The organism is Streptomyces sp. Ru72 (assembly GCF_002920635.1).
Lineage (GTDB): Bacteria > Actinomycetota > Actinomycetes > Streptomycetales > Streptomycetaceae > Streptomyces.
Map to the genome: position 1 here is coordinate 1 of NZ_PQSR01000112.1, position 25,721 is coordinate 25,721.

Here is a 25,721-nt window from a genome sequence, read left to right on the forward strand (position 1 = left end):
ATAAGGAGCAGTTTGGGTTCCTCAAACCAAACCGATGGCTGGAGGGCCTTCTCACCTCAGAAGCGATCGGCAAACGGGTGACGACGGCCGCCGGTTACCCTCAGGACCGACACCGACACCGACACCGACACCGGCACCGACACCGAGACTGTCGGCCTCCGCGAGCGAAGAGAGCACCGCCGTGACCCATCCCCTCCTGGACCTCCCCCCGCTGAGCGCCGCCCGCTTCGCCTCGATCGAGGACCGGGTGGCGCGGCTGCTGTCCACCGGGCAGGACGTCGTGATCATGCAGGGTGAGGCGCTGCTGCCGCTGGAGGGGGCGATCCGCGGGACCGCCGGGCCCGGGACGACGGCCCTGAACGTGATCACGGGGCCGTACGGGCAGACCTTCGGCGACTGGCTGCGGGACTGCGGGGCGACGGTGCACGACCTGGCAGTGCCGTTCCACACGGCGGTGACGGCGGAGCAGGTCCGTCAGGAGCTCGCCGAGCACCCGGAGATCGACTTCGTGTCGCTGGTGCACGCGGAGGCGGCCACCGGGAACACGAACCCGGTGGCGGAGATCGGGGCGGTGGTGCGGGAGCACGGCGCGCTCTTCTATCTGGACGCCGTGGCCTCGATCGGTGCGGAACCGGTGCTGCCGGACGCATGGGGGGTGGACCTGTGCGTGATCGGCGCCCAGAAGGCGATGGGCGGGCCGGCGGGGGTGTCGGCGGTGTCGGTGAGCGAGCGGGCGTGGGCGCGGATGGCGGCGAACCAGCGGGCGCCCCGTCGGTCGTACCTCTCCCTCCTCGACTGGAAGGAGCGCTGGATCGACGGCGGGCGGAAGGCGCTGCTGCACGCTCCGGCGCAGCTGGAGATGCTGGCGCTTGAGGCCTGCCTGGAGCGGATCGAGGCGGAGGGACTCCAGGCGGTGATGACCCGGCACCGGTCCGCGGCGGCGGCGACGCGGGCGGGGGCGGTCGCGCTCGGCGGCGGTCTGGAGCCGTATGTGCATGAGGCGTCGGAGGCGGCGCCGGTGGCCACGACGTTGCGGGCACCGTCCGGTGTGGTGGCGGCGGAGGTGGTCGCGCGGGCGCTGGAGTGCGACCCGGGGGTGCCGCTGGCGGCCGGCGGGGGTGCGCTGGCGAAGGAGATGATCCGGGTCAACCACTACGGGGACGATGCGACGGCGGAGGCGGTCTCGGCGAGCCTGGCCGCGCTGGGGGCGGCGCTGAAGGAGTCCGGGGCGGACGTGGATGTGAAGGCGGCTCGGAGGGCGGCGGCGGAGGTGTGGGGCTAGCTTCTTCGGTGCTCGTTCACGCCGCGGCCAAAGGCGTGGGGCAGGCCGCTGACCGCATCGTCCGCCACCACGGTGCGCGGGTGATTGCCCCACGGCGTCACCGGACAAGCACGACACCGTGCGGGCGCTCGGCGCCGACGAGGTCCTGGACAGCGCACGCCCCGATCCGGCCGAGGAGATCACCGGCCTGACCGGTGGCGTCGACCTGGTCCTGGAATCGGTGGGACGTGCCACGTTCGAGGTCAGCCTGTCGGTCACCAAGTCCCTTCACGGGAGGCGCCGTCGTGTTCGGTGCCGCTTCGGGCGACGCCGGACTCGGCATGAGCGACCCGGCGTTCACCCACCAGGCTCAAGTCAAGGGCTTGCACATCGGCGCGCTCGCGACCGCGGTCCCCTCCATCTACCAGTCGCTGCTCGACGAACTCACGGCACCCATCGCCCGAGGCGTGCACCCGCCAGGCGCCCCGAAGTCCCCTGGCCGAGGGGCCGGCGGTGCTGCAGCAACTGGAAACGAGCCAGACCCGCGGCAAGCACGCCCTCGACTTCCCTGTGCCAGGAAGTGCCCATGGGCAGGCGCCCGGTTCACCGCATTGAACCGATATGCCGGCGGGTGAGGTGACACAGATCACGGTCACACGCGGATGAAGAGATCGCTCTTTGCAATCAGTTGACGCATTTTGCCTCCTTATTACTCAAGGTACTTTCACAGCAGCATCACGCCCGTGGTGTCTGACGCACAGTGCAAAGACCGGAGAATCATGGCGATTCGCGAGCCTGCGTCCCGCAGGCGCAGACGCCCCTGGTCCGGGGGGACTACTCGTTGGATAGCGGGAAGCGTGTCCCTGGCCCTGACCGTCACGCTGCTCGACAGCGCTTACGCCGCGGCTGCGACAGCACCGCAGACCCTCGAGGCACCGAAGAGGACTGCGGCCACGCAGGCGGCGGACATCCCGTCCGCGCGGGTGGCTGCCCGGCTGTCGGGCCGGCGGGTGGAGGCGCTCTCCGAGCGTACGGAGACCTCCACGACCTGGGTGAACAAGGACGGTTCACTCACCACCGAAGTCTCCGCCGGTCCCGTCCGGTTCAGGGACGGCGCCACCGGAGCGTGGCGGACCGTCGACCTGGACCTGGTCCAGGAGGACGACGGCACGGTCGAGCCCAAGGCGCACCCCGGCGGGCTTCGTCTGGCCGGCAAGTCCGGGACTCCGGTGAAGTCACTGAAGGCCGCGCGTGAGGCCACGGCCACGGACCTGGTGACACTGGGCGAGGGCGACCAGCAGATCACTCTGCAGTGGAAGGGCGGTCTGCCGCAGCCCGAACTGGACGGGACGCGAGCGGAGTACGCCGACGCCGTACCGGGCGCGGACGTCGTGGTGGAGGCCACCCGGACCGGTTTCGAGCAGTACGTCGAGATCAATCAGCGCCCCGGGACAGGCGGCTACTCCTACACGCTGCCGCTGAAGGCCAAGGGACTGAAGGCCGAACAACTGCCCGACGGTAGCGTGGAGTTCACCGACCGGAAGAACAAGAAGCGGGCCGTGATGCCCGCCCCGGTGATGTGGGACGCCACCGTCGACAAGCGGTCCGGCGAGCACACCCGCAAGGCCAAGGTCGGCCTGAAGGTGGTTCAGAAGGGTTCCTCCATCGACCTGGTGGTGACACCGGACGAGGAGTTCCTCGCCGACCCGGACACCGCCTACCCGGTCACGGTCGACCCCTCCACCTCCTCCCTGTCCAACGTCTTCGACACCTACGTGCAGCAGGGCGAAACCGTCGACTGGTCCACGGACACCGAGCTGGACCTGGGCAACCCGGGCACCAAGAACGCCGACGGCACCGCGCGCACCGCGCGGTCCTTCATCTCCTGGAACACCACCCCCGTCCAGGACGCGCTGGTCCTGGACGCCAAGCTGTCCCTGTGGAACTTCCACTCGGGCAACACCGACTGCAAGCCCTATCCGTGGCAGGTGTGGTCGACCGGCGCGGCCTCGACCTCCTCGCGCTGGGGCACGCAGCCGTCGTGGACCGCGCAGAAGGCCACCTCGACGGAGACCACCGGCAACGCCGGGTGCTCCACCCAGCCGGACGGCTGGATCAACGCCAATGTCACCACGCTGGTGCAGGAGTGGGCCTCGGCCAAGGCCACCCGTGGTCACATGGGCATCCGTGCCTCGGACGAGTCGGTCATCGCGCAGTGGAAGCGGGTCAACTCCGCCAACGCCGCGTCCAACCCGCCGAAGCTGGTGGTGAACTACAACTACCGGCCGCGCACCGGGACCAAGCAGGAGGCCGGTCCGCCGTACTTCTCCTACAGCGGCGCCTACGTGGTGAACACCACCACCCCGACGCTGCGGGACACCTTCGTCGACGCCGACGGTGACAAGGTCAACGGCACCTTCCAGATCTACGACAACGCCACCAACACCCAGGTCGGCGACGTCATCGTCTCCAAGTACGTGCCCTCCGGGCAGGTCGCCTCGGTGACCGTCCCGGCCGGCGTGCTGGTCAACGGCAAGACGTACAAGTTCCGCACGTCACCGTACGACGGCACGCACTACAACACCGGCTGGTCGGCCTGGAAGACCTTCAGCGTCGATACCAGCGCCCCGTCGGCGCCCTCGAAGATCACCTCCACCGACTACCCATCGAACGCCTGGGTCAAGGGAGCCGGTCAGACGGGCACCTTCACCGTCACCCCGCCCTCCGGCACCGACCACAACTGGCTGGAGTGGTCCCTGGACGGCGTGACCTGGACCAAGGTCTCCACCGGCGGCTCCACCGCGGACAAGGGCATCAACATCGCCCCGCCGAAGAACGGCACCCACACCCTGCAGGTGCGGGCCGTGGACAAGGCGGACAACAAGTCCGAAGCCATCGAGTACACCTTCCACGCCGGTCCGGGCGGCTTCGTCCAGCCCTCAGACGGTGAGCGGACCGCCCGCCGCCTGCCGCTGGTCGCCGAGGCCGACGCCGGCAAGTACGACAGGGTCTCCTTCTCCTGGCGCCGCTCCGAGGCCGACTCCTGGGCGCCGATCCCGGTCGGGGACGTCACCTCCGGTGGCAGCCCGCTCACGGCCTGGCCCGTGGCGCTGGCCAACGGCAAGAACTCGGCTCTGGTGTGGAACGCCACGAGCACCGTCGACCCGGACGGCACGGTCCAGATCAAGGCGGACCTCACCGGACCGAACAGCGCCTCGGGCAGCACGGAACCGCTGAGCGTGGTCGTTGACCGCAATGCCTCCGGTGCCGCGGCCGACGAGGTGGGCCCCGGTTCGTTGAACCTGCTCACGGGCGACTACTCGCTGTCTGCCAACGACGCGTCCGCGTTCGGCCTGGCCGTCTCGCGAACGACGTCGTCGCGCACCCCGGACAAGGCGGCGAAGCAGGAGGGCCAGGCCGCGATCTTCGGCAAGGAGTGGGTGTCGGGCACCGCCGCCGAGATCACCGAGTCCGATTACAGCCATATCCGCAGGATCTCGGACACGGCTGTGGTCGTCGTCGACAGCGACGGCGAGGAGACGTCCTTCACGGCGAACGCGTCCAGGACGGGTTGGACCCCCGAGCCGGGCTCCGAGTACCTGACCCTCAAGGGCGGTGTGACCGGAAGCTTCACATTGACGGATCCCGAAGGGACGGTCACCGAGTTCACCAAGCCCGACCCGGCCGCAACCACCTGGCAGGTCTCCTCGACTCTGCTGGACGGCCTGTCCAACGCCGCCACCACGGTGGTCTCCGAGACGGTGTCGGTGGGGGGCAAGACGCTGGCCCGGCCCAAGAAGGTGATCGCGCCCACGTCCGCGGTGACCGCCGCCGCTTGCACGGCGGATCTGTCCGCCAAGGGCTGCCGGGCTCTGGAGTTCGTCTACGCGACGTCGACGACCGCGACCAGCGGCACGTTCGGTGACTACAGCGGCCAGGTGAAGGAGATCCGCCTGTGGTCCACCGAGCCTGGCGCAGCCGCTGCGACCTCGAAAGTTGTTCAGACATACCGGTACGACACCGACGGCCGCCTGCGCCAGACGTGGAACCCGCTGATCAGCCCGGCCCTGAAGACGGAGTACGCCTACGACACGGCGGGGCGGGTCACGCAGATCGTCCCGGCCGGTCAGCTGCCCTGGACGTTCACCTACGGCAAGGCGGGCAACTCCGCGACCGCGGGTGACGGTATGTTGCTGAAGGTCGCCCGACCGGCTCTGCAGCAGGGAACGGCCGATGTCGTCCAGGGTGAGGCCGTCACCAGCATCGTCTACGACGTGCCGCTGACCGGCGCCACCGCCCCATACGCGATGGGCGCCGCGGATGTGAAGGCGTGGGGCCAGCTCGACGCACCGACTGACGCCACCGCTGTCCTCCCCGCCGACGCCGTTCCGTCCTCCCACTCCGGTAGCGCGCTGACCGCGGCCGACTACAAGAGGGCGGACATCACCTACCTGGGGGTGTCGGGCCGAGAGGTCAACAGCGCCACGCCCGGCGGCCATGTCTCCACCACCGAGTACGACCGCTTCGGCAACACCGTCCGAGAGCTGAGCGCCGCCAACCGCGCTCTCGCCCTCGGCCTCACCACCGCCGACAAGGCCGACCAGACCGAGCTCGGCATCGCCCAGCTCACCAGCGCCGAGCGCGCGGACCTGCTGTCCACCAAGTCGGTCTACAACGACGAAGGCACGCGCGAGGTGGAGGAGTTCGGCCCGCTCCGGCGGATCGACCTCACCGCCGATCTGAAGTCCGGTACGACCACTCTCGTGTCGGCCGGTACGCCCGTGACGGCGCGGTCGTGGACGGTCAACGAGTACGACGCGGGGCGTCCCACGGACGGCACGGCCAAGATCAGGGACCAGGTCACCAAGGCGACCACCGGCGCCCAGGTGCGTGAGCATCCGGACGTCCAGGCGGCGGCCCGCGCCACCCAGACGGTCTACGACTGGGCCAAGGGCGTGGCGGTCAGGTCGATCGAGGACCCGGGCGGCCTCGCTCTCACCACGACGACCGAGTACGACGCGCAGGGCCGGGTCACGAAGCAGATCCCTCCCGGCGCCACGGGCACGGATGCCGCGACCCGCGTGACGACGTACTGGTCCGCCACCGGCAGCGGCGCCTGCCAGGGCCGCCCCGAGTGGGCCGACCTGGTGTGCTCCACCGGACCCGCAGGGGCGGTCACGGGCGGCGGCTCCAACCCGGCCGAGCTTCCCACGACCACGACGGAGTACGACTGGTGGGGCAACCCCGCCAAGGTCGTCGACACGGCCAACGGAGTCACCCGGACCACCCTCACGACGCATGATGGCGCCGGTCGTCCGACCAAGGTCACCGTGACCGGTGGTGTCGGCCAGGCCGTACCGGAGATCACCACCGAGTACGACCCGGCCACCGGCCAGGTTGTCAAGACAACCTCGCCGACCGGCGGAACGATCAGCGAAGCGTACGACAAGCTGGGCCGCCAGATCGCCTACACCGACGCCGACGGCGGCACGACCACGACCGAGTACGACCTGCTCGGCCGACCGGTCAAGGTCGCGGACAGCGTGCCCTCCACGGTCACGTACACCTACGACCACACCGTCGAACCGCGCGGTCTGGCCACGTCCACCACCGACTCGGTGGCGGGCACCTTCCGGGCCACCTACGACGCCGACGGCTCCGTCGCGAGCGAGAAGCTGCCCGGTGGTTACAGCCTGACCGTCACCGAGGACACCACCGGTGCCGCCACCGGCCGTGCCTACACCAAGGACAGTGACGGCACGCTCGTCTACGCGGACACCACGGCCGAGTCCATCCACGGCCAGGTCACCTCGCACTCCGGCTGGTCCGACCAGACCTACCGGTACGACGCCGCGGGCCGTCTGACGACGGTAGAGGACACGTACAACACCCTGTGCACGCGTCGCAGCTACACCTTCGACGCGCGCACGAACCGCAAGTCCCTGACCACGGCAGCGGGCACCCCGGGCACCGACTGCCCGACCACCGGGGGCACCGCCACCAGCTACACCTACGACAGCGCCGACCGTCTCGTCGACGCCGGCTACAGCTACGACGCGTTCGGCCGCACCACGGCCCTGCCCGGCAGCACCTTCAATTACTACGCCAACGACCTCGCCTACCAGCAGACCGCGAACGGCAAGCGCCAGACCTGGCAGCTCGACGCCGCCCTGCGCTTCCGGTCCTGGAAGGTGGAGACGGGCAGCGGCAGCACATGGACCCAGACCGAGTCCAAGATCAACCACTACGACGGTGACGGAGACAATCCGCGCTGGATCGTCGAGAACACCACGACGGGGGCGCTGACCCGCAACGTCGACTCCGCGTCCGGCGACCTCGCGGCCATCACCGGCAAGACCGGCGAGACCGTCCTACAACTGACCAGCATCCACGGTGACGTCGCGGTCCAGCTCCCGCTGGACACGAGCAAGGCCCCGGTGGCCCTGGACAGTGACGAGTACGGCAACCCCCGGGCCGGCCAGACTGCGACCCGCTACAACTGGCTCGGGGCCAAGCAGCGCTCCACGGAGACCCTCACCGGCCTCACGTTGATGGGGGTCCGCCTCTACAGCCCTGTCACCGGCCGTTTCCTCCAGTCGGACCCCGTCTACGGCGGCGGCGACAACGCCTACGGATACCCGGGCGATCCGGTCAACGAGTTCGACCTAGACGGCCGGAGCTGGTTCGGCAGCAAGTGGCGGAGCTTCAAGAAGTCGCGCGTCGCGAAGTGGGCCTGGAAGAACAAGTGGGAGATCGGCCTCACCGCGGCCGGTTTCATTCCCGGCCTCGGAACCGCGGCGTGGGCCTACCGGGCCTATCGAGTGGTACGGGTGGCCCGCCTGGCCCATAAGATCAAGTTCGTGAACGGTTCCATCCGCGCCACCAGGGCGACGACCTGGCTGGCCGGCCGCATGTGGGTGGGCCGCGGAGCCACCCGTGGCGTGGCGAAGAACGGCGCACGGATGTGGTCCAAGGGCAAGCATGCCTACCGTTCATGGGCCAAGAAGGGCAAGCACGGCTGGTCCTCGAACCTGACATGGGGGCAGAAGGGCCACCACAACTACTTCAACTACCACATCAATCACCGGAAGCCGAGGCGATGGGCGCCATGGTGGTAGACAGGGATTCCTGGCCCGAGAACGGACGGGTCGGAAGGATCGGGGCAGGTGAGTACGCCGGTGCCTATCTGCTGCTCGCAGCGGAGATCCAGAGTTCCTGGGCCTTCTACATCAGCGACGACCCCCGAGTCACGGACTCCGAGCACCTGCGCACCGACGACTTCTGGGTAGCCGACGACGACCTGCCGGGCGTCCTCGCCCAGATGTCCGTCAGCTGGGTGCCCGTAGACCAGGACGACGAGATAGAGCGAGAGGTGTTCGACATCAGGTCGGAATGGGTGAGGAGGCGCCGCAGGAGCAGCGGGCTTCGGTCACTGTTCCGGCGTCTCCACCCCGGCGCTGACGGCTGACCCCGCGAGATCCAGAGCCCCGCCCGATCGAGAGACCGGGCGGGGCTCCTCCGTTTCCGGGCTTCGTCAGGCCGAGCTGCCCCCGCGGAGCGAGCGCTGCCCGGCAGCGGCCACGATCGGACGTTCAGGGTTTCGGCAGGTAGAGCTCTTGGTCCACCAGCGCTCGGCCGGGTGCGGTGGCATAGGCGGCGAACCACCGAACCCACAGCGTCACAAGCGAACACTGTCGGCCGCGCCAGGCCGCGCGGCGTCCCTGCATCGAGGCCCTGCGACGCTTCCGGCGTGCCTCCTTCGCGCCCTGCGCCTTGGCGCGGGCGCTGGGCGGGAGATGTGTGCCGGACTCTCGCTCGACGCCGTGGGGCGGATACCCGGTGGTGGGCCCATGGGCGGGTTCGAGGTCAGCCTTCGGTGGGTGCGTGTGCAAGTGATCGAGGAGTACGCCCGGCACAACGGTAACGCCGGCATCCTTCGGGAACGTATCGGCGGAGTGGCCGGCGCCTGAAATCCACATTGCGCTCCGGCCTCCTTCCAGGTAATCCTGGAATTCCCCCAAAGGGTAGCTCCCCGCATTCTTCTGCCCGCTCTTCCCCAACCTAAACGCAAAGATTCTGCGAACGCCATCCGAGGTAATTCGGGCAGATCTCGTGTGGGTTACCAGGGTGTGATCGACTCCACAGGACGGGTGCTTCACCCTGCAATGTCAGCATATTTCTCCAGCAAGCACCGCCGGTTCGCGCGCACGAGCGCGCCCGCGCGATATCACATCCCTCTCCCGCCCGTAACCCCCTCCGGCGATGCATTTTCGAATTCCCACGGGTAAATTGAATCCGCATGACCGCCGCACAAGCAGACCTGTCAGCGGAATTCCTGGAAATGTCGGAGGGACTACGGATCGACCGTCCGGAGGTGGCGGACGGCGCCGCTCTCTGGCGTATCGCCAAGGACTCCGAAGCCCTCGATCTGAACTCCTCCTACAGCTATCTGCTGTGGTGCCGTGACTTCGCCGGCACCTCGGCTGTGGTGCGCGCCGAGGCCGGCGGGCGGCCCGTCGGGTTCCTCACCGCGTACCTGCGACCCGAGCGCCCCGGCATCCTTCTCGTCTGGCAGGTCGCCGTGGACGCCGCGTACCGCGGGCGCGGCCTCGCCGCCCGCCTGCTCGACGCGGTCGCGGCACGGGCCGCCGCCGAGCACGGCGTCACCGGCATCGAGACCACCATCACCCCGGGCAACACCGCCTCCGAGCGGCTGTTCACCTCGTTCGCCGCCCGGCACGGCGCGACCGTCGAGCGTGAAGTGCTCTTCGACACGCACCACTTCCCGGACGGACCGCACGACCCGGAGGTCCTGTACCGCATCGGGCCGCTGCGGCACACCGCCTGATCCCCTCCCCCACCCCCAGTCCGACTCCCCCTCCCCCACACACCGAGGAGCGTTTTCGTCGTGACCATCACCCAGCCGGACCTCAGCGTCTTCGAGACCCTCGAGTCGGAGGTGCGCAGCTACTGCCGCGGCTGGCCCACCGTCTTCGACCGCGCGCAGGGCAGCCGCATGTACGACGAGGACGGGCACGAGTACCTCGACTTCTTCGCCGGCGCCGGATCACTCAACTACGGCCACAACAACCCCGTACTGAAACGGGCGTTGATCGACTATCTGGAGCGTGACGGCGTCACCCACGGGCTCGACATGTCCACCGTCGCCAAGCGTTCCTTCCTGCAGACCTTCCAGGACGTGGTGCTGCGCCCGCGCGACCTGCCCTACAAGGTCATGTTCCCGGGGCCGACCGGCACCAACGCCGTCGAGTCCGCCCTGAAGCTGGCGCGCAAGGTGAAGGGACGCGAGGCCATCGTGTCCTTCACCAACGCCTTCCACGGGATGTCCCTGGGGTCGCTGGCCGTCACCGGCAACGCCTTCAAGCGCGCCGGCGCCGGCATCCCGCTGGTGCACGGCACGCCCATGCCCTTCGACAACTACTTCGACGGCACGGTCCAGGACTTCCTCTGGTTCGAGCGGCTCCTGGAGGACCAGGGATCCGGTCTCAACAAACCCGCCGCCGTGATCGTCGAGACCGTGCAGGGCGAGGGCGGCATCAACGTCGCGCGCCCCGAGTGGCTGCGCGCCCTCGCCGAGCTGTGCGAGCGGCAGGACATGCTGCTGATCGTCGACGACATCCAGATGGGCTGCGGCCGTACCGGCGCCTTCTTCTCCTTCGAGGAGGCCGGGATCGTGCCGGACATCGTCACCGTGTCCAAGTCGATCAGCGGCTACGGGCTGCCGATGTCGCTGTGCCTGTTCAAGCCAGAGCTGGACGTCTGGGAGCCGGGCGAGCACAACGGCACCTTCCGCGGCAACAACCCGGCGTTCGTCACGGCCACCGCCGCGCTGGAGGCCTACTGGACCGACGGGTCCGCGATGGAGAAGCAGACCCGGACCCGCGGCGAGCTGGTCGAGCGCGAGCTGGCCTCGATCGCCGACGAGAACCGCGCCGAGGTGCGGGAGTACCGCGGCCGCGGGCTCGTGTGGGGCCTCGAGTTCCACGACAAGGAGCGGGCCTCGCGGATCGCACGCCGTGCCTTCGAGCTCGGGCTCCTGGTGGAGACCTCGGGTCCCGAGAGCGAGGTCGTCAAACTCCTGCCCGCCCTCACCGTCACCCACGACGAGTTGGACGAGGGTCTGGGCATCCTCGCCCGCGCCGTCCGCGAGACCGCCTGAAAACCCCTGAAGAGGAGGCACACAGTACTGTGATCGTCCGTTCGTTCAAGGACATCGAAGGTACCGACCGGCATGTGAAAGCCGCGTCGGGCACCTGGGAGAGCAAGCGCATCGTCCTCGCCCGGGAGAAGGTCGGCTTCTCCCTGCACGAGACGATCCTGTACGCAGGCACCGAGACGTCGATGTGGTACGCGAACCACATCGAGGCGGTCGTGTGCGTCGAGGGCGAGGCGGAGCTGACCGACCACGAGACCGGGAAGACGTACACGATCACGCCCGGGACCATGTACCTGCTGGACGGGCACGAGAGGCACACGCTGCGCGTGAAGGAGGACTTCCGCTGCCTCTGCGTCTTCAACCCGCCCGTGACCGGCCGTGAGGACCACGACGAGAACGGCGTCTACCCCCTGCTCACCGAGGAGGTGTGAATCACCGATGACCCTGACCACCAGCACAACCGTCACCGATCTCTATCCCAGCCGCGGCGCCACCGAGGTGTCCGTCCCGCGCCAGGACCCGGTCGTCTGGGGCGCTCCGGGTACGCCGGGGCCGATCTCGCTGACCGACCTCCAGGCGTACGAGCGCGACGGCTTCCTGGCCCTCGAAGAGCTGATCACCGAGGACGAGGTCGCCGTCTACCGGCGGGAGCTGGAGCGGCTCGTCACCGATCCGGACATCCGCGCCGACGAGCGGTCGATCGTGGAACCGAAGTCGAAGGAGATCCGCTCCGTCTTCGAGGTCCACAGGATCAGCGAGGTGTTCGCGAATCTCGTGCGCGACGAGCGGGTCGTCGGGCGGGCGCGGCAGATCCTCGGCTCGGACGTGTACGTCCACCAGTCGCGGATCAACGTCAAGCCGGGCTTCGGCGCCAGCGGCTTCTACTGGCACTCCGACTTCGAGACCTGGCACGCCGAGGACGGTCTGCCGAACATGCGGACGGTGTCCGTCTCGATCGCGCTGACCGAGAACTACGACACCAACGGCGGCCTGATGATCATGCCGGGGTCGCACAGGACGTTCCTCGGCTGCGCCGGCGCCACGCCGAAGGACAACTACAAGAAGTCGCTGCAGATGCAGGACGCGGGCACCCCGTCCGACGAGGCGCTGACGAAGATGGCCTCCGAGTACGGCATCAAGCTGTTCACGGGCAAGGCCGGTTCGGCGACCTGGTTCGACTGCAACTGCATGCACGGCTCGGGCGACAACATCACCCCGTTCCCGCGCAGCAACGTGTTCATCGTGTTCAACAGCGTGGAGAACGCGGCGGTGGAACCCTTCGCGGCTCCGGTCCGGCGTCCCGAGTTCATTGGAGCGCGGGACTTCACCCCGGTGAGGTGAGCCGGAGCCCGGCCGGGGGTCCGGGGATCGCCCCCGAGGATCACAGCATCGGGGGCGCAGGACTTCACCCCCGTAAGTGACCGCCGGTGCCTGGAGCCCTTCGTTCGAGGGGCTCCAGGCGCCATGGGTCAGTCGGACAGCACGTCCAGCAGGCGATCGACGTCGGCCGGCGTGTTGTACAAGTGGAAGGCCGCCCGCAGGTTGCCCGCGCGGTTCGAGACCTCGACACCCGCGCGGCTCACCTCGCCCTGCCGGTGGCCGAGTCCGGGCACGGACACGATCGGTGAGCCCGGCGCGGGGACCGGTTCGTGGCCGAGTGCGTCGAGGCCCTTGCGGAACCGGTCGGCGAGGGCGAGGTCGTGGGCCCGTACCCGCGCCACGCCCACCTCCTCCAACAGCTCCAGGGAGCGGCGGGCGCCCGCGTACGAGAACAGCGCGGGACTCTCGTCGAACCTCCGTGCGGAGCGGGCGAGTTCGGCGACCGGTCCGTAGCAGCTGTCCCAGGGTTCCTCCCCCGCGACCCAGCCGGCGAAGAGCGGGGAGAGGGAGCCCAGGTCCTCCGGGACCACCAGGAAGGCCACGCCGCGCGGGCAGAAGAGCCACTTGAAGGCGACCGCGGCGACATAGTCGTACGCGTCCGCGTCGAGGTCCAGCCAACCGGCGGCCTGGGACGCGTCCACATACGTACGGGCGCCGTGCTCCCGGGCCGCCGCGCCGATGGCGGACAGGTCGGCGATCCGGCCGTCGGCGGACTGCGCCGCGCTGACCGCGACGAGGGCGGTGCCGGGCCCTACGGACTCGGCGACCCGCTCCAGCGGCACGGTGCGGACCCTCAGGTCGCGGCGCATGTGGAAGGGGTTCACCACCGAGCTGAAGTCGCCCTCGGCGGTGACGACTTCGGCGCCCTCGGGCAGCGAGGCGGCGATCAGCCCGGTGTAGACGGCGACCGAGGCCCCCGCCGCCACCCGGCGGTCGGGAACCCCGGTCAGCCGGGCGAAGGAGGCGCGGGCGGCCTCCACGTCGGCGAACATGTCGGTGGGCTGCCCGACGGCGGCCGACTCCACGGCGGTCCGCAGGGCCTCCACCGTGCGGGCCGGCAGCAGCCCCGTGCTCGCGGTGTTCAGGTAGGTCTTCTTCGGGGCGAACTCGGTGCGGACGAGGGTCTCGAAGGTCTCCATGGGACCACTGTGCGGCCCGTGGAAGTCCCAGTCCATCGCCTATTTGTGCGTGGTTCCATCAAGGAACCCTTATACATCCGCCTGACCTGCGGGTCCTCAGTGCTGCGGCACCGCGCAGCCGTCCGGGCCGCAGGCGTCCGCGTCACCCTGGTCGATCAGCTTCAGCGGCGAGCGCTCGCCCCACGCCTGGGTCAGCGCCTGGGTGAAGACCTCCGCGGGCTGGGCGCCGGAGACGCCGTACTTCCGGTCGAGGACGAAGAAGGGGACGCCGTTCGCCCCCAGCTCGGCGGCCTCGCGCTCGTCGGCGCGCACGGCGTCGGCGTAGGCGGTGGGGTCGGCGAGGACCTCGCGGACGTCCTCGGCGGCGAGCCCGGCCTCCACGGCCAGCTCCACCAGCCGCTCGTCGCCCTCGGTGAACAGGGACCGCTCCTCGGCGAAGTTCGCCCGGTACAAAATCTGGATCAGCTCGTCCTGCTTGCCCTGCTCCTTGGCGAAGTGCAGCAGGCGGTGCATGTCGAAGGTGTTGCCGTGGTCACGGCCCGTGGTGCGGTACGCGAGGCCCTCGGCGGCGGCCTGGGCGCCCAGGTTGTTCTCACCGGCCTGGGCCTGCGCCTCGCTCATCCCGTACTTCTTGGCGAGCATCGTGAGGACCGGCTGCACGTCGTCCTTGGCGCGGTGCGGGTCCAGCTCGAAGGAGCGGTGCACCACCTCGACCTCGTCCCGGTGCGGGAAGGCCTGGAGCGCCTTCTCGAAGCGGGCTTTTCCGACATAGCACCAGGGGCAGGCGATGTCGGACCAGATCTCCACGCGCATGTCTTCGGCTTCTCTCCAGGTCGTACGGGTACGGAGCCTCCCTCCGCAGGCTGTGTGAACGTTCAAGCGCTCCGTTTCATTCCCCCGGGACACCGGGGACGGTGTACCGGAGGTGGACGTGGTGGTCGCCCTCGGCGGGCCGGTTCTCCGGATCGGGGACCCAGCCGTGGCGGGCGTAGAAGACCTGGGCGCGCCGGTTGTCCACGTGCACGTCGAGGACGGCCGTCCGCTTGCCGTCGGCCTGCCACTCCTCCACGCAGGCCGCGTGGAGCTCGGTGCCGATGCCGCGGCGCCAGTGACCGGGGTCGACGTGGAACTGGAAGAGCTTGACCGTGTCGGCGGGGGCTTTGTGCGGGGTGCGGAAGGACGCGATGCCGACGAGTCGCCCGTGTTCGACGGCGCACAGCACATGCCCGTCGGGCCGCTCGATGGCGGCCCGCCAGGCGGCGAGCCAGTCGGTGCCGTCCTGCGGCAGCCCCTGCGGGTAGTAGGTCGCCCGGGCCCGCATGTGCAGATCGGCCACGGCTGGTGCCTCGGCGGGCAGGGCGGTGCGGATCACCCGGCTTCCGGTCACACGCTCTTCGATCATGCAACGGAGGACGTGGCAGCGGCCGGGGCGGTTCCGAGGCGGCTGAACTGGGCGCGGTAGGCGCTCGGGGTCAGGCCCGTCCGGCGGACGAGATGAGCGCGCAGCGAGTCCGCGGTGCCGAGGCCCGAGACCTGGGCGATCCGGTCCATGGGCAGGGTGGTCGTCTCCAGGAGTTCCTTGGCCCGCTCGATGCGCTGGTGAAGCAGCCACTGCAGTGGGCTGACCCCGCTCTCGGCATGGAAGCGGCGGGTGAGCGTACGCACGCTGACGCCCGCGTGCCGGGCCAGGTCGCCGAGCGTGAGCGGCTTGTCGAGGTTGCGCATGGCCCAGCCGCGGGTGTCGGCGCAGGCGTCGCCCCGTTCCGGGGGCAGCGGCGTCTGGGTGAACTGGGTCTGGCCGCCGGGGCGCACGGGGGCGACGAGGGCCAGCCGGGCGACCCGGTTGGCGACGGCGGCGCCGTAGTCGGTGCGGATGATGTGCAGGCACAGGTCGATTCCGGCGGCGTATCCGGAGGACGTGACGACCTGGCCGTCCTGGACGTACAGGACGTCCCCCTTGAGGTCCACCTCCGGGTACCGGGTGCGCAGATCGTCGGCGTGCTGCCAGTACGTCGTGGCGCGGCGGCCCGCGAGCAGGCCCGCCTCGGCGAGCAGGAAGGCGCCGGTGCAGATGGAGGCGATGCGCTTGTCCCCGGCGGCCGCCTCGCGCAGGGCGGCCACGACCCGCGGGTCCGGCTCGTACGCCGACCCGGTGCCCGCGACGATCACGGTGTCCGCCTCCCGCAGGACCTCGAGGCCGTGGCGCACGTGCAGGTCGAGGCCGCCGGTGGTGGGGACGGGCCCGGGCTCCGGGGCGCAGATGAGCACCTCGTAGCCGGGGCGCCCCTCGACCTCGGTCTTCGTGAACAGCAGCTCGGGGATGGCGAGGTTGAACATCGAGACGGGGGACGCCGCGATGACGGCGACCCGGCGGACGCCTCGCTCGTCGGCCATGGCCAGAACCTCCGGATGTATGGCATTCGGGCCACTACTGTACGCCGCCGGAGATCCGCACAGTGGAGGCATGCCCACGAACCAGACGATGACGACCACTCAACCGGCTCGCTCCGGGCCGAAGTCGAGGCCGCCTTCGACCGCGCTCACGCTCACCGCCGCCCTTCTCGGCTTCGCGATCATCACGCTCGACGCCTCCGTCGTGAACGTGGCGCTCCCGGCGATCGGGGCCGACCTGACGGCCGGACTGTCGGGTCTGCAATGGGTGGTGGACGCCTACACGCTGACGTTCGCGGCGCTGATGCTGTCGACCGGGGCGTTCGCGGACCGGGCCGGGGCGAGCCGCGCGTACGGGGCGGGAATCGCCGTGTTCACACTGGCCTCGGCGGTGTGCGGGGGCGCGCCGAACCTGCCGGCGCTGATCGGCGCGCGAGTGGTGCAGGGCGCGGCGGCCGCCGTGGTGCTGCCGGCCTCGCTCGCGCTGGTGCGGCAGGCCTATCCGGACGCGGCCCGCCGGGCGCGGGCGGTGGCCCTGTGGGCGGCGGGCGGCTCGGTGGCGGTGGCCCTGGGTCCGGTGGCCGGCGGGGCGCTGACGACGGCGTGGGACTGGCGGGGGATCTTCTTCATCAACCTGCCGGTGGGGGCGGCGGCCCTGCTGCTCCTGTTGCGCTCGCCGCGCTCGCGGCCACGGCCGGCACCTCTGGACGTCCCGGGCCAGCTGACGGCGGTCGTGGCCCTCGGCGCGCTGACGTTCGCGGTCATCGAGGGAGGCGCCACCGGCCTGGTGGCGCTGGGGGCTGCCGTGGCCGCGGGCGCGGCGTTCGTACGGATCGAGACCCGGCAGGCACATCCCGTCGTACCCCTCGCGCTCTTCCGCAACCGGAACGTCTGCGTGGCGGTCGCGGTGGGGGCGGCGTGCAGCGTGGCGTTCTACGGGGCGGTGTTCGTCTTCTCCTTGTTCTTCCAGCAGGTGCAGGGACGTTCGGCGCTGTACGCCGGAGTGATGTTCCTGCCGATGTCGGGGCTGATCGCGGTGACCAACATCGTGTCGGGGAAGCTCGCGGGACGGTACGGCGTGAGGATGCCGATGCTGCTCGGGCAGTGGCTGGCAGTGGCGGGGCTGCTGCCCCTCCTCGCCGTCGACGCGTACACGCCGTCCGTTGTGGTGGCCGTCCTCCTGATCCCGTTGGCGCTGGGCTGCGCCCTGACGGTGCCGCCGCTGACGGCCGCGATGATGGAGCGGTTCCACCGGACCGGGCGGGCCTCGCGGCGGGCGTGCTCAACTCGGCCCGCCAGGTGGCCGGGGGCCTGGCCATCGCGGTGTTCGGTGCGCTGGTGGGCGGGGGCTTCGAGGCCGGGATGCGGTGGGGGCTCGCCCTGTCGGCGGTGCTGTTCGCCGCGACGGCCCTGGCCACGCTGCGCCTGAGGCCCCCGGTCAGTTCGTCATGAACCGTCCCGCAGGTCCTGCGGCCAGTTCGGGCGGTACTCGATCCCGTCGTACGTCACCACGCAGCCCTCGCCCATCGGGGACTGGGCCATGAAGCCGACCAGCGCCGCGTCCGTCTCCTTCTCGTCGCCCAGGGTGAACAACCGGACGAACGTCCACCGCTTCCCGTCCTGGGAGGCGTGGAAGGCGAAGGCGCGGCCGGTCCGGCTGATCCGGAGCCAGACCGAACTTCCCTCCACAGTGAAGGAGTTGGCGTCGTCGGAGTGTCCCCGCGTCACCACGGTGCACACGGTGGGCACGTCCGGCGAGTACTCCAGGCACAGCTTCGCCCACGCCCGCTCGCCGACATGGACGTAGAGCACGCCGGCGTCGAAGGCCGCGGCGAAGCCGACGGTGACGCGGGCGATCAGCTGGAAGTCCCCTTCCGGCGCCCCGAGCAGCCGGGGCGCGTCGGAGGCGGCGTCCAGGGACTCACCGGTGGGCGGCACGAAACGATCCTGCCGGGCCCCGGCCCAGCCGGTGAGCACCCCGTCCTCGTACGACCAGTGGCCTTCAGGCCCGTACGTACGAAGGAGGAAAGGGAGTTCGGGAAGTTCGAGGTCCATTGCCAGAGTGTCCCAGGTGCCGAGGTAGGGGGCAGTGTTTTTCCGGGGTGCGGGGATGTGACGCCTCGCGCGGCTTGGCCGCGCGGGCGCGACCGACCGCTAAGGCGCCGCACCCCGCAACGCCCCTACGGCACGAACCGCAATGAAACGGTCACCGCTCCAGACGGCCGTTGAACCGCCGCGGCAGACCCAGCGGGTTGTCGTCCCGCAGCTCCGGCGGGAGCAGGGCCTGCGGAGCGTTCTGGTACGCCACAGGCCGCAGCCACCGCTCGATCGCCGTACCGCCGACCGACGTGGACGTGGACGTGGTCGCCGGGTACGGACCACCGTGGTGCTGAGCGGGGGCGACCGCCACCCCGGTGGGCCAGCCGTTCACAAGTACGCGCCCTGCCAGCGGGGTCAGCTCCTGAAGGATCTCCGCGCCACGGCCCTCCCCCGCCGCCTCCTCGCTCGACAGGTGCACCGTCGCGGTGAGGTTGCCGGGAAGCCGGCCGAGGACGCGCTTGGCCTCGTCCTCGTCCTCGTAGCGGGCGACGACCGTGATCGGGCCGAAGCACTCCTCCAGGAGGAGGTCGTACTCGCCCTGCGTGGTGAGCTTCTCGGCCGGGACGGTGAGGAAGCCCGCGCTCACGGTGTGCTCGCCGCCCGGGCCGGCGGTGACCGGGGACTCCACCTCGGGGAGGGCCGCGCGCTCGGTGACCCCGGCGATGAAGTTGTCGCGCATACGGTGGTCGAGCAGGACGCCGGCGTCGGTGTCGCTGACCGCCTCGGTCAGGGACTTCACCAGACGGTCGCCCGCGGCTCCCGTGGGGGCCAGGACGAGGCCGGGCTTGACGCAGAACTGGCCGACGCCCAGCGTCATGGAGCCCGCGAGACCGGCGCCGATCGTCTCGGCGCGCTCGGCGGCTGCGGCCTCGGTGACGACGACCGGGTTGAGCGAGCCGAGTTCGCCGTGGAACGGGATCGGGACGGGGCGGGCGGCCGCCGCGTCGAAGAGGGCCCGGCCGCCGCGAACGGAACCGGTGAACCCGGCGGCGGCGACCAGCGGGTGCTTGATCAGCTCGATGCCCGCCTGGAAACCGTGGACGAGACCGAGCACGCCCTTCGGGATGTCGTGCCGCTCGGCGGCGCGGCGCAGGGCCGCGGCGACCAGTTCGGACAGGGCCGGGTGGTCGGGGTGGGCCTTGACGACGACGGGGCAGCCCGCGGCGAGCGCGCTCGCGGTGTCGCCGCCGGCCACCGAGAAGGCGAAGGGGAAGTTGGACGCCGAGTACACGGCGACGACGCCCAGCGGGACCTTGTAGCGGCGCAGGTCGGGGATCGGCGGGGTCGCCGTGTCGTCGGGGTGGTTGATCACGACGTCGAGGAAGGCGCCCTCGTCGACGATGTCCGCGAAGGCACGCAGCTGGTAGCAGGTGCGGGCGAGCTCGCCGCTCAGCCGGACCGGACCGAGGGCGGTCTCCGCGTCCGCCGCCTCGACGAGGTGGTCCTTGGCCGCCTCCAGCTCGTCGGCGGCGGTGCGCAGGAACGCCGAGCGGACCGTGCGGTCGGCGAGGGAACCACGCGCGTCATGGGCGGCCCGGACGGCGGCGTCCACCTCCTCAGCTGTGGCCTCCACCGCAACCTGTTCACGCTGCTTCCCGGTTCGGGGGTCGACACTCCAGACTGGTGCTGCTGCCACCGCGGGTCCCTCCAGATGTCATGCCGCAGTTCGTACGTCATCCATCAAGGGTGTTCGATATACTGAACACTGTCTCTGATGATGAATATGCTGCTCGGAGACTATTTCCCGGCGAACGAAGGGGTCAAGGGCGATGTCGGCAGGCGAGACGGGCGGCGGGGCGCAGGTCAAGTCCGCGGTGCGGACGGTCGAATTGCTCGAGTACTTCGCCGGCCGCCCCGGCATGCACTCGCTGGCCTCCGTGCAGGAGGCCGTCGGATACCCCAAGTCCAGCCTGTACATGCTGCTGCGCACGCTCGTGGAGCTCGGCTGGGTGGAGACGGACGCGACGGGCACGCGCTACGGCATCGGGGTGCGGGCACTTCTGGTCGGCACGTCGTACATCGACGGCGACGAGGTGGTGGCGGCGGCGCGCCCGACCCTGGACCGGCTGTCGGACGACACGACCGAGACGATCCACCTGGCGCGCCTCGACGGCACGAACGTGGTGTACCTGGCGACCCGGCAGTCGCAGCACTACCTGCGGCCCTTCACGCGGGTGGGGCGCCGGCTGCCGGCGCACTCGACGTCGCTGGGCAAGGCGCTGCTGAGCACGTACACGGACGAGCAGGTCCGCAAGATGCTCCCGGAGACGCTTCCGGCGCTGACCGAACACACCGTCACGGACCGTGAGAGGCTGATCGAGGAGCTGCACCAGATCCGGGAGCAGGGCTTCGCCGTGGACCGGGAGGAGAACACGCTGGGGCTGCGCTGCTTCGGGGTCGCGATCCCCTACCGCACCCCGGCCCGCGACGCGATCAGCTGCTCGGTCCCGGTGGCCCGCCTGACCCCGGCCCACGAACAGATGATCAAGGACGCCCTGTTCGACGCGAGGGACCGCCTGACGCTCGCCACCCGGAGGCTGTGAACCATGGAGGTCGTGCTCCGCGAGGTCCATGACAGCGACCTGCCGGTCTTCTACCGGCAGATGAGCGATCCCGAGGCGGTCCGGATGGCCGCGTTCACCCCCGGCGATCCGGCCGACCCGGACGTCTTCGCCGCCCACTGGAAGAAGATACGGTCCTCGTCCGACGTCCTCGCCCGCACGGTCCTGGCGGACGGCGACGTGGTGGGGAGCGCGGCGGTCTACGGGGAGCCGGGTGAGCGGGAGGTGACGTACTGGATCGACCGCGCGTACTGGGGGCGGGGCGTGGCGACGGCCGCGTTGCGGGGGCTGCTGGCTCAGGTGCCGGAACGCCCGCTGTACGCACGGGCGGCGGCGGACAACGCGGGGTCGCTGCGCGTGCTGGAGAAGTGCGGCTTCCGCGAGACCGCACGGGCCCGGGGGTACGCGCAGGCCAGGGACTCGGAGATCGACGAGGTCGTGCTGACGCTGGACGGGTGACGCCGGGCCGGTGCGGTCGGGCCGGTGCGGTCGGGCCGGAATCATGAGCGCCGGATGAGAAAAAGGGGCGTTCGGGAACGATCCGAGCCGCACCGATCGTCCTCCTGGCGGGATGAACAAGACGATCAGGCGCGCCTCCGTCTTCGTGCTGGCCCTGGTGTTCGCTCTGCTGGTCAGGGCCACCTGGGTGCAGTTCTACGACGGCAAGGCGCTCGCGGACGACAAGGACAACCGGCGAGACGCGATCGAGACGTACTCGCAGCCGCTGGGGAACATCATCGTGGCCGGAAGGTCGGTCACCGGCTCGGCGCGGACGACCGGCGGCGACCTCGCGTACAAGCGCACCTACACCGACGGCAGGCTGTACGCCGCGGTGACGGGCTACGCCTCGCAGAGCTATGCGCCGACCCAACTCGAAGGCATCTACCAGGACCTGCTCGACGGCACGGATCCCCGTCTGAAGACCGTCATGGACACGATCACGAACCAGCGGGCCGAACCGGGCAACGTGGTGACGACGATCGACCCGGACGTGCAGAAGGCGGCGTACGACGCACTCGGCGACAAGAAAGGCGCGGCCGTCGCGATCGACCCGAAGACCGGACGCATCCTCGCGGTCGTGTCGACCCCCTCCTACGACCCGTCGTCGCTGACCGACGCCAACACCGCCGGGGCCGCCTGGAAGCAGCTCAACGCCGATCCGGACAAGCCGCTCACCAACCGCGCGCTGCGCCAGCCCCTGCCGCCGGGCTCGACGTTCAAGCTGGTGGTGGCGGCGGCCGCGCTGGAGGACAAGCTCTATTCGTCGGTGGACCAGAAGACGGTCAGCCCGAACCCGTACCGGCTGCCGCTGTCGACCGACGCGCTGTCCAACGAGAACCCCTCAGCGCCCTGCGAGAACGCCTCGATCCGGGTGGCCCTGGAGTACTCGTGCAACAACGTCTTCGCGAAGATGGCCGTCGACCTCGGCCAGGACAAGGTGAAGGCGATGGCCGAGAAGTTCGGCTTCGACGACGACCAGCTGGACGTGCCGGTGCGGGCGTACCCGAGCGTCTACCCCTCGAAGATGGACCGGGCGCAGACGGCCCTGTCCGGTATCGGCCAGTTCGACGTGACCGCGACCCCGCTCCAGATGGCCATGGTGTCCGCCGCCCTGGCCAACGGCGGTGAGCTGGTCGACCCGCACATGGTGTCGCAGATCACCGACAGCGGCGGCGACGTGCTGAAGAACTACGACAACGACACGTCCACGAAGCGGATCGTCAGCTCCGCGACCGCCGCCCAGCTGGAGTCCGCCATGCAGACGGTCGTCGAGAAGGGCACGGGTACGAACGCGCAGATACCGGGCGTCACCGTGGGCGGCAAGACCGGTACCGCGCAGCACGGCGAGAACAACAGCCAGGTGCCGTACGCCTGGTTCACGGCGTACGGCAAGTCCGACGCGACGGGCAAGGAGGTCGCGGTCGCGGTGGTGGTCGAGCAGTCGGACGCGGCACGTTCCGAGGTGAGCGGCAACGGGCTGGCGGCGCCGGTGGCCAAGTCCATGATGCAGGCCGCGCTCAAGAGTTAGGCCCTCGGGGGCAGCCCCGCGACGGGCTGCCCCCTCGCCTCACTTGACACCGAGGATCTGCTCCACCGGATCGATCGCGAAGTACACGAGGAACAGGGCCGACACTCCCCACAGCAGCCAGTTGACCTCCCTGGCCTTGCCGAGGACCGCCTTGATGACGACGTAGGACAGGAAGCCGGCGCCGATGCCGTCGGTGATCGAGTACGTGAACGGCATCGCAGCGATGGTGAGGAACGCCGGGATGGCGATCTCGTACCGGTCCCAGTCGATGTGCTTGACGTGCGTCAGCATCAGGAAGCCGACCGCGATCAGGGCGGGCGCCGCCGCCTGGAGCGGCACGATGGTCAGCAGCGGCGTGAGGAACAGCGCGAGGCCGAACAGGCCGCCGGTGATCAGGTTGGCGAACCCGGTGCGTGCGCCCTCGCCGACGCCGGCGGCGGACTCGATGTAAGCGGTGTTGGAGGAGGCGGAGCCCACGCCGCCGGCGATCGCGGCGGCGCCGTCGATGAACAGCACCCGGCCGATGCCCGGCACCTGGCCCTGCTCGTCGAGCAGCCCGGCCTCCGCGCTGATGCCGACGATGGTGCCCATGGCGTCGAAGAAGTCCGACAGGATCAGCGTGAAGATCAGCAGGACGACCGTGATGGCGCTCGTTTCGCCGAAGGCGCCGAACAGGCTGAAGTGACCGACGAGCCCGAAGTCGGGGGCCGCCACGACCTTGTCGGGGAGCTTCGGGGTGGTCAGGCCCCAGCTCTTGATGTCGGCGACGGCGTTGATGACGATCGCGACGACCGTCATGGTCACGATGCTGATCAGGATGGCGCCCTTCACCCTGCGGGCGAGCAGCGCGATGGTGAGCAGCACGCCGAGACAGAAGACCAGGACGGGCCAGCCGGTCAGGCGTCCCACGGCCCCCAGTTGCACCGGCACGGTGGTGTTCGCCGCGTCCGGGATGCGGCTGACGAACCCGGCGTCGACGAAGCCGATGAAGGCGATGAACAGGCCGATGCCGACGCCGATGGCCTGCTTCAGCTGTTGCGGGATCGCGTTCATGATGGCTTCGCGCAGTCCCGTGAGCACCAGGACGCAGATCAGGACGCCCTCGATGACGACGAGGCCCATGGCGTCGGCCCAGCTCATCAGGGGGGCGAGCTGGAAGGCGACGACGGCGTTGAGGCCGAGGCCGGCGGCGATGGCGAGCGGCAGGTTGCCGCCGACACCCATGATGATCGTCATCACACAGGCCACCAGCGCGGTGGCCGTGACCAGTTGGCCGGTGTCGAGTTGGTGGCCGAACTTGTCCTTGGCGCTGCCCAGGATGATCGGATTCAGGACAAGGATGTAGGCCATCGTGAAGAACGTGGCGAATCCGCCGCGTATCTCACGGCCGAAGGTGGAGCCCCGTTCGGAGATCCTGAAGTACCGGTCGAGGCCGTTCACCGCGGGGGGTGCGGCACTTGGCCGGCCGATCACCTTCTGTCTGTCGGGCATGGCGAGACTCCTTGGTGCCTGTAGAACCAGTGCGGGATGCTGGCTGGATTGTTCCCTCGGTGAACCCGTTTCAGGTTTTCTCCGTGTTACGGAATCGGCGAATTCGGCCTGCCATACGGCGTTCGAAGCCCCGTACGAACGCTGCTAGGCTTCCGGATCTCGTCCCGGACCGCACTCCGGACGTCCACATGGCACTTACGTCACATACACAGGTGCCCGCAGAGGTGCCGGAGCCACAGCGAGGAGAGGTCGCCCGTGGGCACTGTCGTCGACGACGACGCCGCCGTGGAGTTCCACGCCTTCTTCGAACGCCACTACGCCGAACTCGCCCGGCTCGCCCATCTGCTGACCGGTGAGGCGGACGCCGCCGACGATCTGGCGGCCGACGCACTGCTCGCGCTGTGGCACCGCTGGGACCGGGTGCGCTCAGCCGACCACCCGGTGGCGTACGCGCGGGGGGTGGTCGCCAACCTGGCCCGCACCCGGATCCGCAGCGCGGTGCGCGAACGCCGCCGGATTACCCTCTTCTGGTCCCAGCGGGAGGAGAAGGCCGAGAACCCGGACGTTCCGGCGGTCGTCGACGTACAGGAGGCCCTGCGCCGGCTGCCGTTCCGTAAACGGGCGTGTGTGGTGCTGCGGCACGCCTTCGACCTCTCCGAGAAGGACACGGCGCTCGCGCTGGGCGTCTCGGTGGGTACGGTGAAGAGCCAGACGTCGAAGGGGATGGCCGAATTGCAGCGGCTCCTGGGCACCGCCGAGGCTCCTCGGCGCGTTCACGCCGCGGTGGTGCGCACCGGTGGAGCTGGAGGAAGGAACCGATGACTACGCCGCGGGACGTGCACGACGAGCTGCGTGCCAGGCTGCACGCGGCGGCCGAGGCGCACCAGCCCGACCGCGCGCGCATCCTGGCGCGCGTCGAGCGCGGGATGGCCGCGCCGCCCCGCCGCAGCCGCAGCCGCAGGGCGACGCGTCCGCCGCTGTGGGGCTGGGTGCGGGTCGTGGGAGCCACGGCCGGGGTCGCCGGCGTCCTCGCGGTGGGCGGTTACGCGGTCGCCTCGGCGGTGAAGGGCGACACCCCCGCCCAGCAGACGGTGACGGTCTCTCCCACGCCGACCCCGTCCCCGGCCGCGACGAGCCGCGCACCGGTCCCCCCGGCCGGGCAGGCACCCACCGCGGGCTCGCACGGCTCCGG

The 25,721-nt window shown here is 70.1% G+C and carries 20 protein-coding genes and 2 pseudogenes; 15 read left to right on the forward strand and 7 right to left on the reverse strand.

The window, feature by feature from the left end; translation table 11 throughout:
• The first annotated feature begins 181 nt into the window (after positions 1-181).
• From C3488_RS33420 to thpD, 9 genes are all read left to right on the forward strand, one after another.
• Entirely contained in the window at positions 182-1,282 is a 1,101-nt protein-coding gene (locus tag C3488_RS33420; RefSeq protein ID WP_103844643.1) for an alanine--glyoxylate aminotransferase family protein, read from the forward strand.
• A 118-nt stretch (positions 1,283-1,400) separates the two neighbouring features.
• Positions 1,401-1,901, forward strand: coding sequence for a zinc-binding dehydrogenase (locus tag C3488_RS33425; protein ID WP_258053818.1), 501 nt, complete (start codon positions 1,401-1,403; stop codon positions 1,899-1,901).
• A 139-nt stretch (positions 1,902-2,040) separates the two neighbouring features.
• Positions 2,041-8,379, forward strand: coding sequence for a DNRLRE domain-containing protein (locus C3488_RS33430; protein WP_374955475.1), 6,339 nt, complete (start codon positions 2,041-2,043; stop codon positions 8,377-8,379).
• On the forward strand, positions 8,370-8,729 hold the full coding sequence (locus C3488_RS33435; protein WP_146067976.1) for a hypothetical protein: 360 nt from the start codon (positions 8,370-8,372) through the stop codon (positions 8,727-8,729). Before C3488_RS33430 ends, C3488_RS33435 begins: the two co-directional genes overlap by 10 nt.
• Before the next feature lie 148 nt (positions 8,730-8,877).
• Entirely contained in the window at positions 8,878-9,231 is a 354-nt protein-coding gene (locus C3488_RS33440; protein ID WP_258053820.1) for a DinB family protein, read from the forward strand.
• A gap of 329 nt (positions 9,232-9,560) precedes the next feature.
• Entirely contained in the window at positions 9,561-10,109 is a 549-nt protein-coding gene (gene ectA, locus C3488_RS33445; protein WP_103844646.1) for a diaminobutyrate acetyltransferase, read from the forward strand.
• Positions 10,110-10,169: 60 nt separating this feature from the next.
• Positions 10,170-11,441 (forward strand): diaminobutyrate--2-oxoglutarate transaminase, encoded by a 1,272-nt coding sequence (gene ectB / locus C3488_RS33450; protein ID WP_103844647.1) that lies wholly within the window; start codon positions 10,170-10,172, stop codon positions 11,439-11,441.
• 29 nt (positions 11,442-11,470) lie between these two features.
• The gene (locus C3488_RS33455) at positions 11,471-11,869 is read left to right on the forward strand and encodes an ectoine synthase (protein WP_103844648.1); all 399 of its coding nucleotides are present in this window, start codon (positions 11,471-11,473) and stop codon (positions 11,867-11,869) included.
• A 13-nt stretch (positions 11,870-11,882) separates the two neighbouring features.
• Complete coding sequence (gene thpD, locus C3488_RS33460; protein WP_374955476.1) at positions 11,883-12,779, forward strand: ectoine hydroxylase; 897 nt, start codon at positions 11,883-11,885, stop codon at positions 12,777-12,779.
• Between the two features lie 128 nt (positions 12,780-12,907).
• On the opposite strand, the gene C3488_RS33465 is transcribed toward thpD, so the two are convergent.
• The 4 genes from C3488_RS33465 to C3488_RS33480 form a co-directional block, all read right to left on the reverse strand.
• Positions 12,908-13,957 (reverse strand): aminotransferase class V-fold PLP-dependent enzyme, encoded by a 1,050-nt coding sequence (locus tag C3488_RS33465; RefSeq protein WP_103844659.1) that lies wholly within the window; start codon positions 13,955-13,957, stop codon positions 12,908-12,910.
• A 96-nt stretch (positions 13,958-14,053) separates the two neighbouring features.
• On the reverse strand, positions 14,054-14,770 hold the full coding sequence (locus tag C3488_RS33470; protein WP_103844650.1) for a DsbA family oxidoreductase: 717 nt from the start codon (positions 14,768-14,770) through the stop codon (positions 14,054-14,056).
• Positions 14,771-14,846: 76 nt separating this feature from the next.
• Complete coding sequence (locus C3488_RS33475; protein ID WP_181139303.1) at positions 14,847-15,359, reverse strand: GNAT family N-acetyltransferase; 513 nt, start codon at positions 15,357-15,359, stop codon at positions 14,847-14,849.
• Complete coding sequence (locus C3488_RS33480; protein WP_103844651.1) at positions 15,356-16,351, reverse strand: GlxA family transcriptional regulator; 996 nt, start codon at positions 16,349-16,351, stop codon at positions 15,356-15,358. The genes C3488_RS33475 and C3488_RS33480 overlap by 4 nt, the downstream gene beginning before the upstream one ends.
• Before the next feature lie 70 nt (positions 16,352-16,421).
• Here C3488_RS33480 and C3488_RS33485 point away from each other — a divergent pair.
• Positions 16,422-17,800 (forward strand): annotated as a pseudogene (locus C3488_RS33485) (MFS transporter).
• Here the strand turns inward: C3488_RS33485 and C3488_RS33490 are convergent.
• Together C3488_RS33490 and C3488_RS33495 are read right to left on the reverse strand one after the other, a co-directional pair.
• Positions 17,795-18,403, reverse strand: coding sequence for a DUF1349 domain-containing protein (locus C3488_RS33490; protein ID WP_103844652.1), 609 nt, complete (start codon positions 18,401-18,403; stop codon positions 17,795-17,797). The pseudogene C3488_RS33485 and the gene C3488_RS33490 overlap by 6 nt on opposite strands.
• A 151-nt stretch (positions 18,404-18,554) precedes the next feature.
• Positions 18,555-20,084, reverse strand: coding sequence for an aldehyde dehydrogenase (NADP(+)) (locus C3488_RS33495; protein ID WP_103844653.1), 1,530 nt, complete (start codon positions 20,082-20,084; stop codon positions 18,555-18,557).
• Positions 20,085-20,217: 133 nt separating this feature from the next.
• Here C3488_RS33495 and C3488_RS33500 point away from each other — a divergent pair, with 133 nt between their 5' ends.
• The 3 genes from C3488_RS33500 (at position 20,218) to C3488_RS33510 (ending at position 23,038) form a co-directional block, all read left to right on the forward strand.
• Positions 20,218-20,991, forward strand: a complete 774-nt coding sequence (locus C3488_RS33500) for an IclR family transcriptional regulator (RefSeq protein WP_103844654.1) — start codon at positions 20,218-20,220, stop codon at positions 20,989-20,991.
• Between the two features lie 3 nt (positions 20,992-20,994).
• Positions 20,995-21,468: a GNAT family N-acetyltransferase gene (locus C3488_RS33505; protein WP_103844655.1), complete on the forward strand. Its 474-nt coding sequence runs from the start codon at positions 20,995-20,997 to the stop codon at positions 21,466-21,468.
• A 112-nt stretch (positions 21,469-21,580) separates the two neighbouring features.
• A complete protein-coding gene (locus C3488_RS33510) occupies positions 21,581-23,038 on the forward strand; it encodes a penicillin-binding protein 2 (protein WP_103844656.1) in 1,458 nt (485 codons plus the stop codon).
• Between the two features lie 39 nt (positions 23,039-23,077).
• On the opposite strand, the gene C3488_RS33515 is transcribed toward C3488_RS33510, so the two are convergent.
• Positions 23,078-24,529 carry an NCS2 family permease gene (locus C3488_RS33515; protein WP_103844657.1) on the reverse strand — a complete coding sequence of 484 codons (1,452 nt, stop codon included), beginning with the start codon at positions 24,527-24,529 and terminating at the stop codon, positions 23,078-23,080.
• 255 nt (positions 24,530-24,784) lie between these two features.
• Between C3488_RS33515 and C3488_RS33520 the strand changes: the two genes are divergently transcribed.
• Together C3488_RS33520 and C3488_RS33525 are read left to right on the forward strand one after the other, a co-directional pair.
• Positions 24,785-25,351: a SigE family RNA polymerase sigma factor gene (locus C3488_RS33520; RefSeq protein WP_103844658.1), complete on the forward strand. Its 567-nt coding sequence runs from the start codon at positions 24,785-24,787 to the stop codon at positions 25,349-25,351.
• A pseudogene (locus C3488_RS33525) lies at positions 25,348-25,721 on the forward strand (hypothetical protein); the annotation flags it as partial. The gene C3488_RS33520 and the pseudogene C3488_RS33525, both read left to right, overlap by 4 nt.

What these genes read in the sequence shown, in the direction of transcription:
- C3488_RS33430 (WP_374955475.1), top strand. Translation starts at nt 2,041, where the DNA reads ATGGCGATTCGCGAGCCTGCGTCCCGCAGGCGCAGACGCCCCTGGTCC.
- C3488_RS33435 (WP_146067976.1), top strand. Translation starts at nt 8,370, where the DNA reads ATGGTGGTAGACAGGGATTCCTGGCCCGAGAACGGACGGGTCGGAAGG.
- ectA (WP_103844646.1), top strand. Translation starts at nt 9,561, where the DNA reads ATGACCGCCGCACAAGCAGACCTGTCAGCGGAATTCCTGGAAATGTCG.
- C3488_RS33465 (WP_103844659.1), bottom strand. Translation starts at nt 13,957, where the DNA reads ATGGAGACCTTCGAGACCCTCGTCCGCACCGAGTTCGCCCCGAAGAAG.
- C3488_RS33470 (WP_103844650.1), bottom strand. Translation starts at nt 14,770, where the DNA reads ATGCGCGTGGAGATCTGGTCCGACATCGCCTGCCCCTGGTGCTATGTC.
- C3488_RS33475 (WP_181139303.1), bottom strand. Translation starts at nt 15,359, where the DNA reads ATGATCGAAGAGCGTGTGACCGGAAGCCGGGTGATCCGCACCGCCCTG.
- C3488_RS33480 (WP_103844651.1), bottom strand. Translation starts at nt 16,351, where the DNA reads ATGGCCGACGAGCGAGGCGTCCGCCGGGTCGCCGTCATCGCGGCGTCC.
- C3488_RS33490 (WP_103844652.1), bottom strand. Translation starts at nt 18,403, where the DNA reads ATGGACCTCGAACTTCCCGAACTCCCTTTCCTCCTTCGTACGTACGGG.
- C3488_RS33500 (WP_103844654.1), top strand. Translation starts at nt 20,218, where the DNA reads ATGTCGGCAGGCGAGACGGGCGGCGGGGCGCAGGTCAAGTCCGCGGTG.
- C3488_RS33505 (WP_103844655.1), top strand. Translation starts at nt 20,995, where the DNA reads ATGGAGGTCGTGCTCCGCGAGGTCCATGACAGCGACCTGCCGGTCTTC.
- C3488_RS33510 (WP_103844656.1), top strand. Translation starts at nt 21,581, where the DNA reads ATGAACAAGACGATCAGGCGCGCCTCCGTCTTCGTGCTGGCCCTGGTG.
- C3488_RS33515 (WP_103844657.1), bottom strand. Translation starts at nt 24,529, where the DNA reads ATGCCCGACAGACAGAAGGTGATCGGCCGGCCAAGTGCCGCACCCCCC.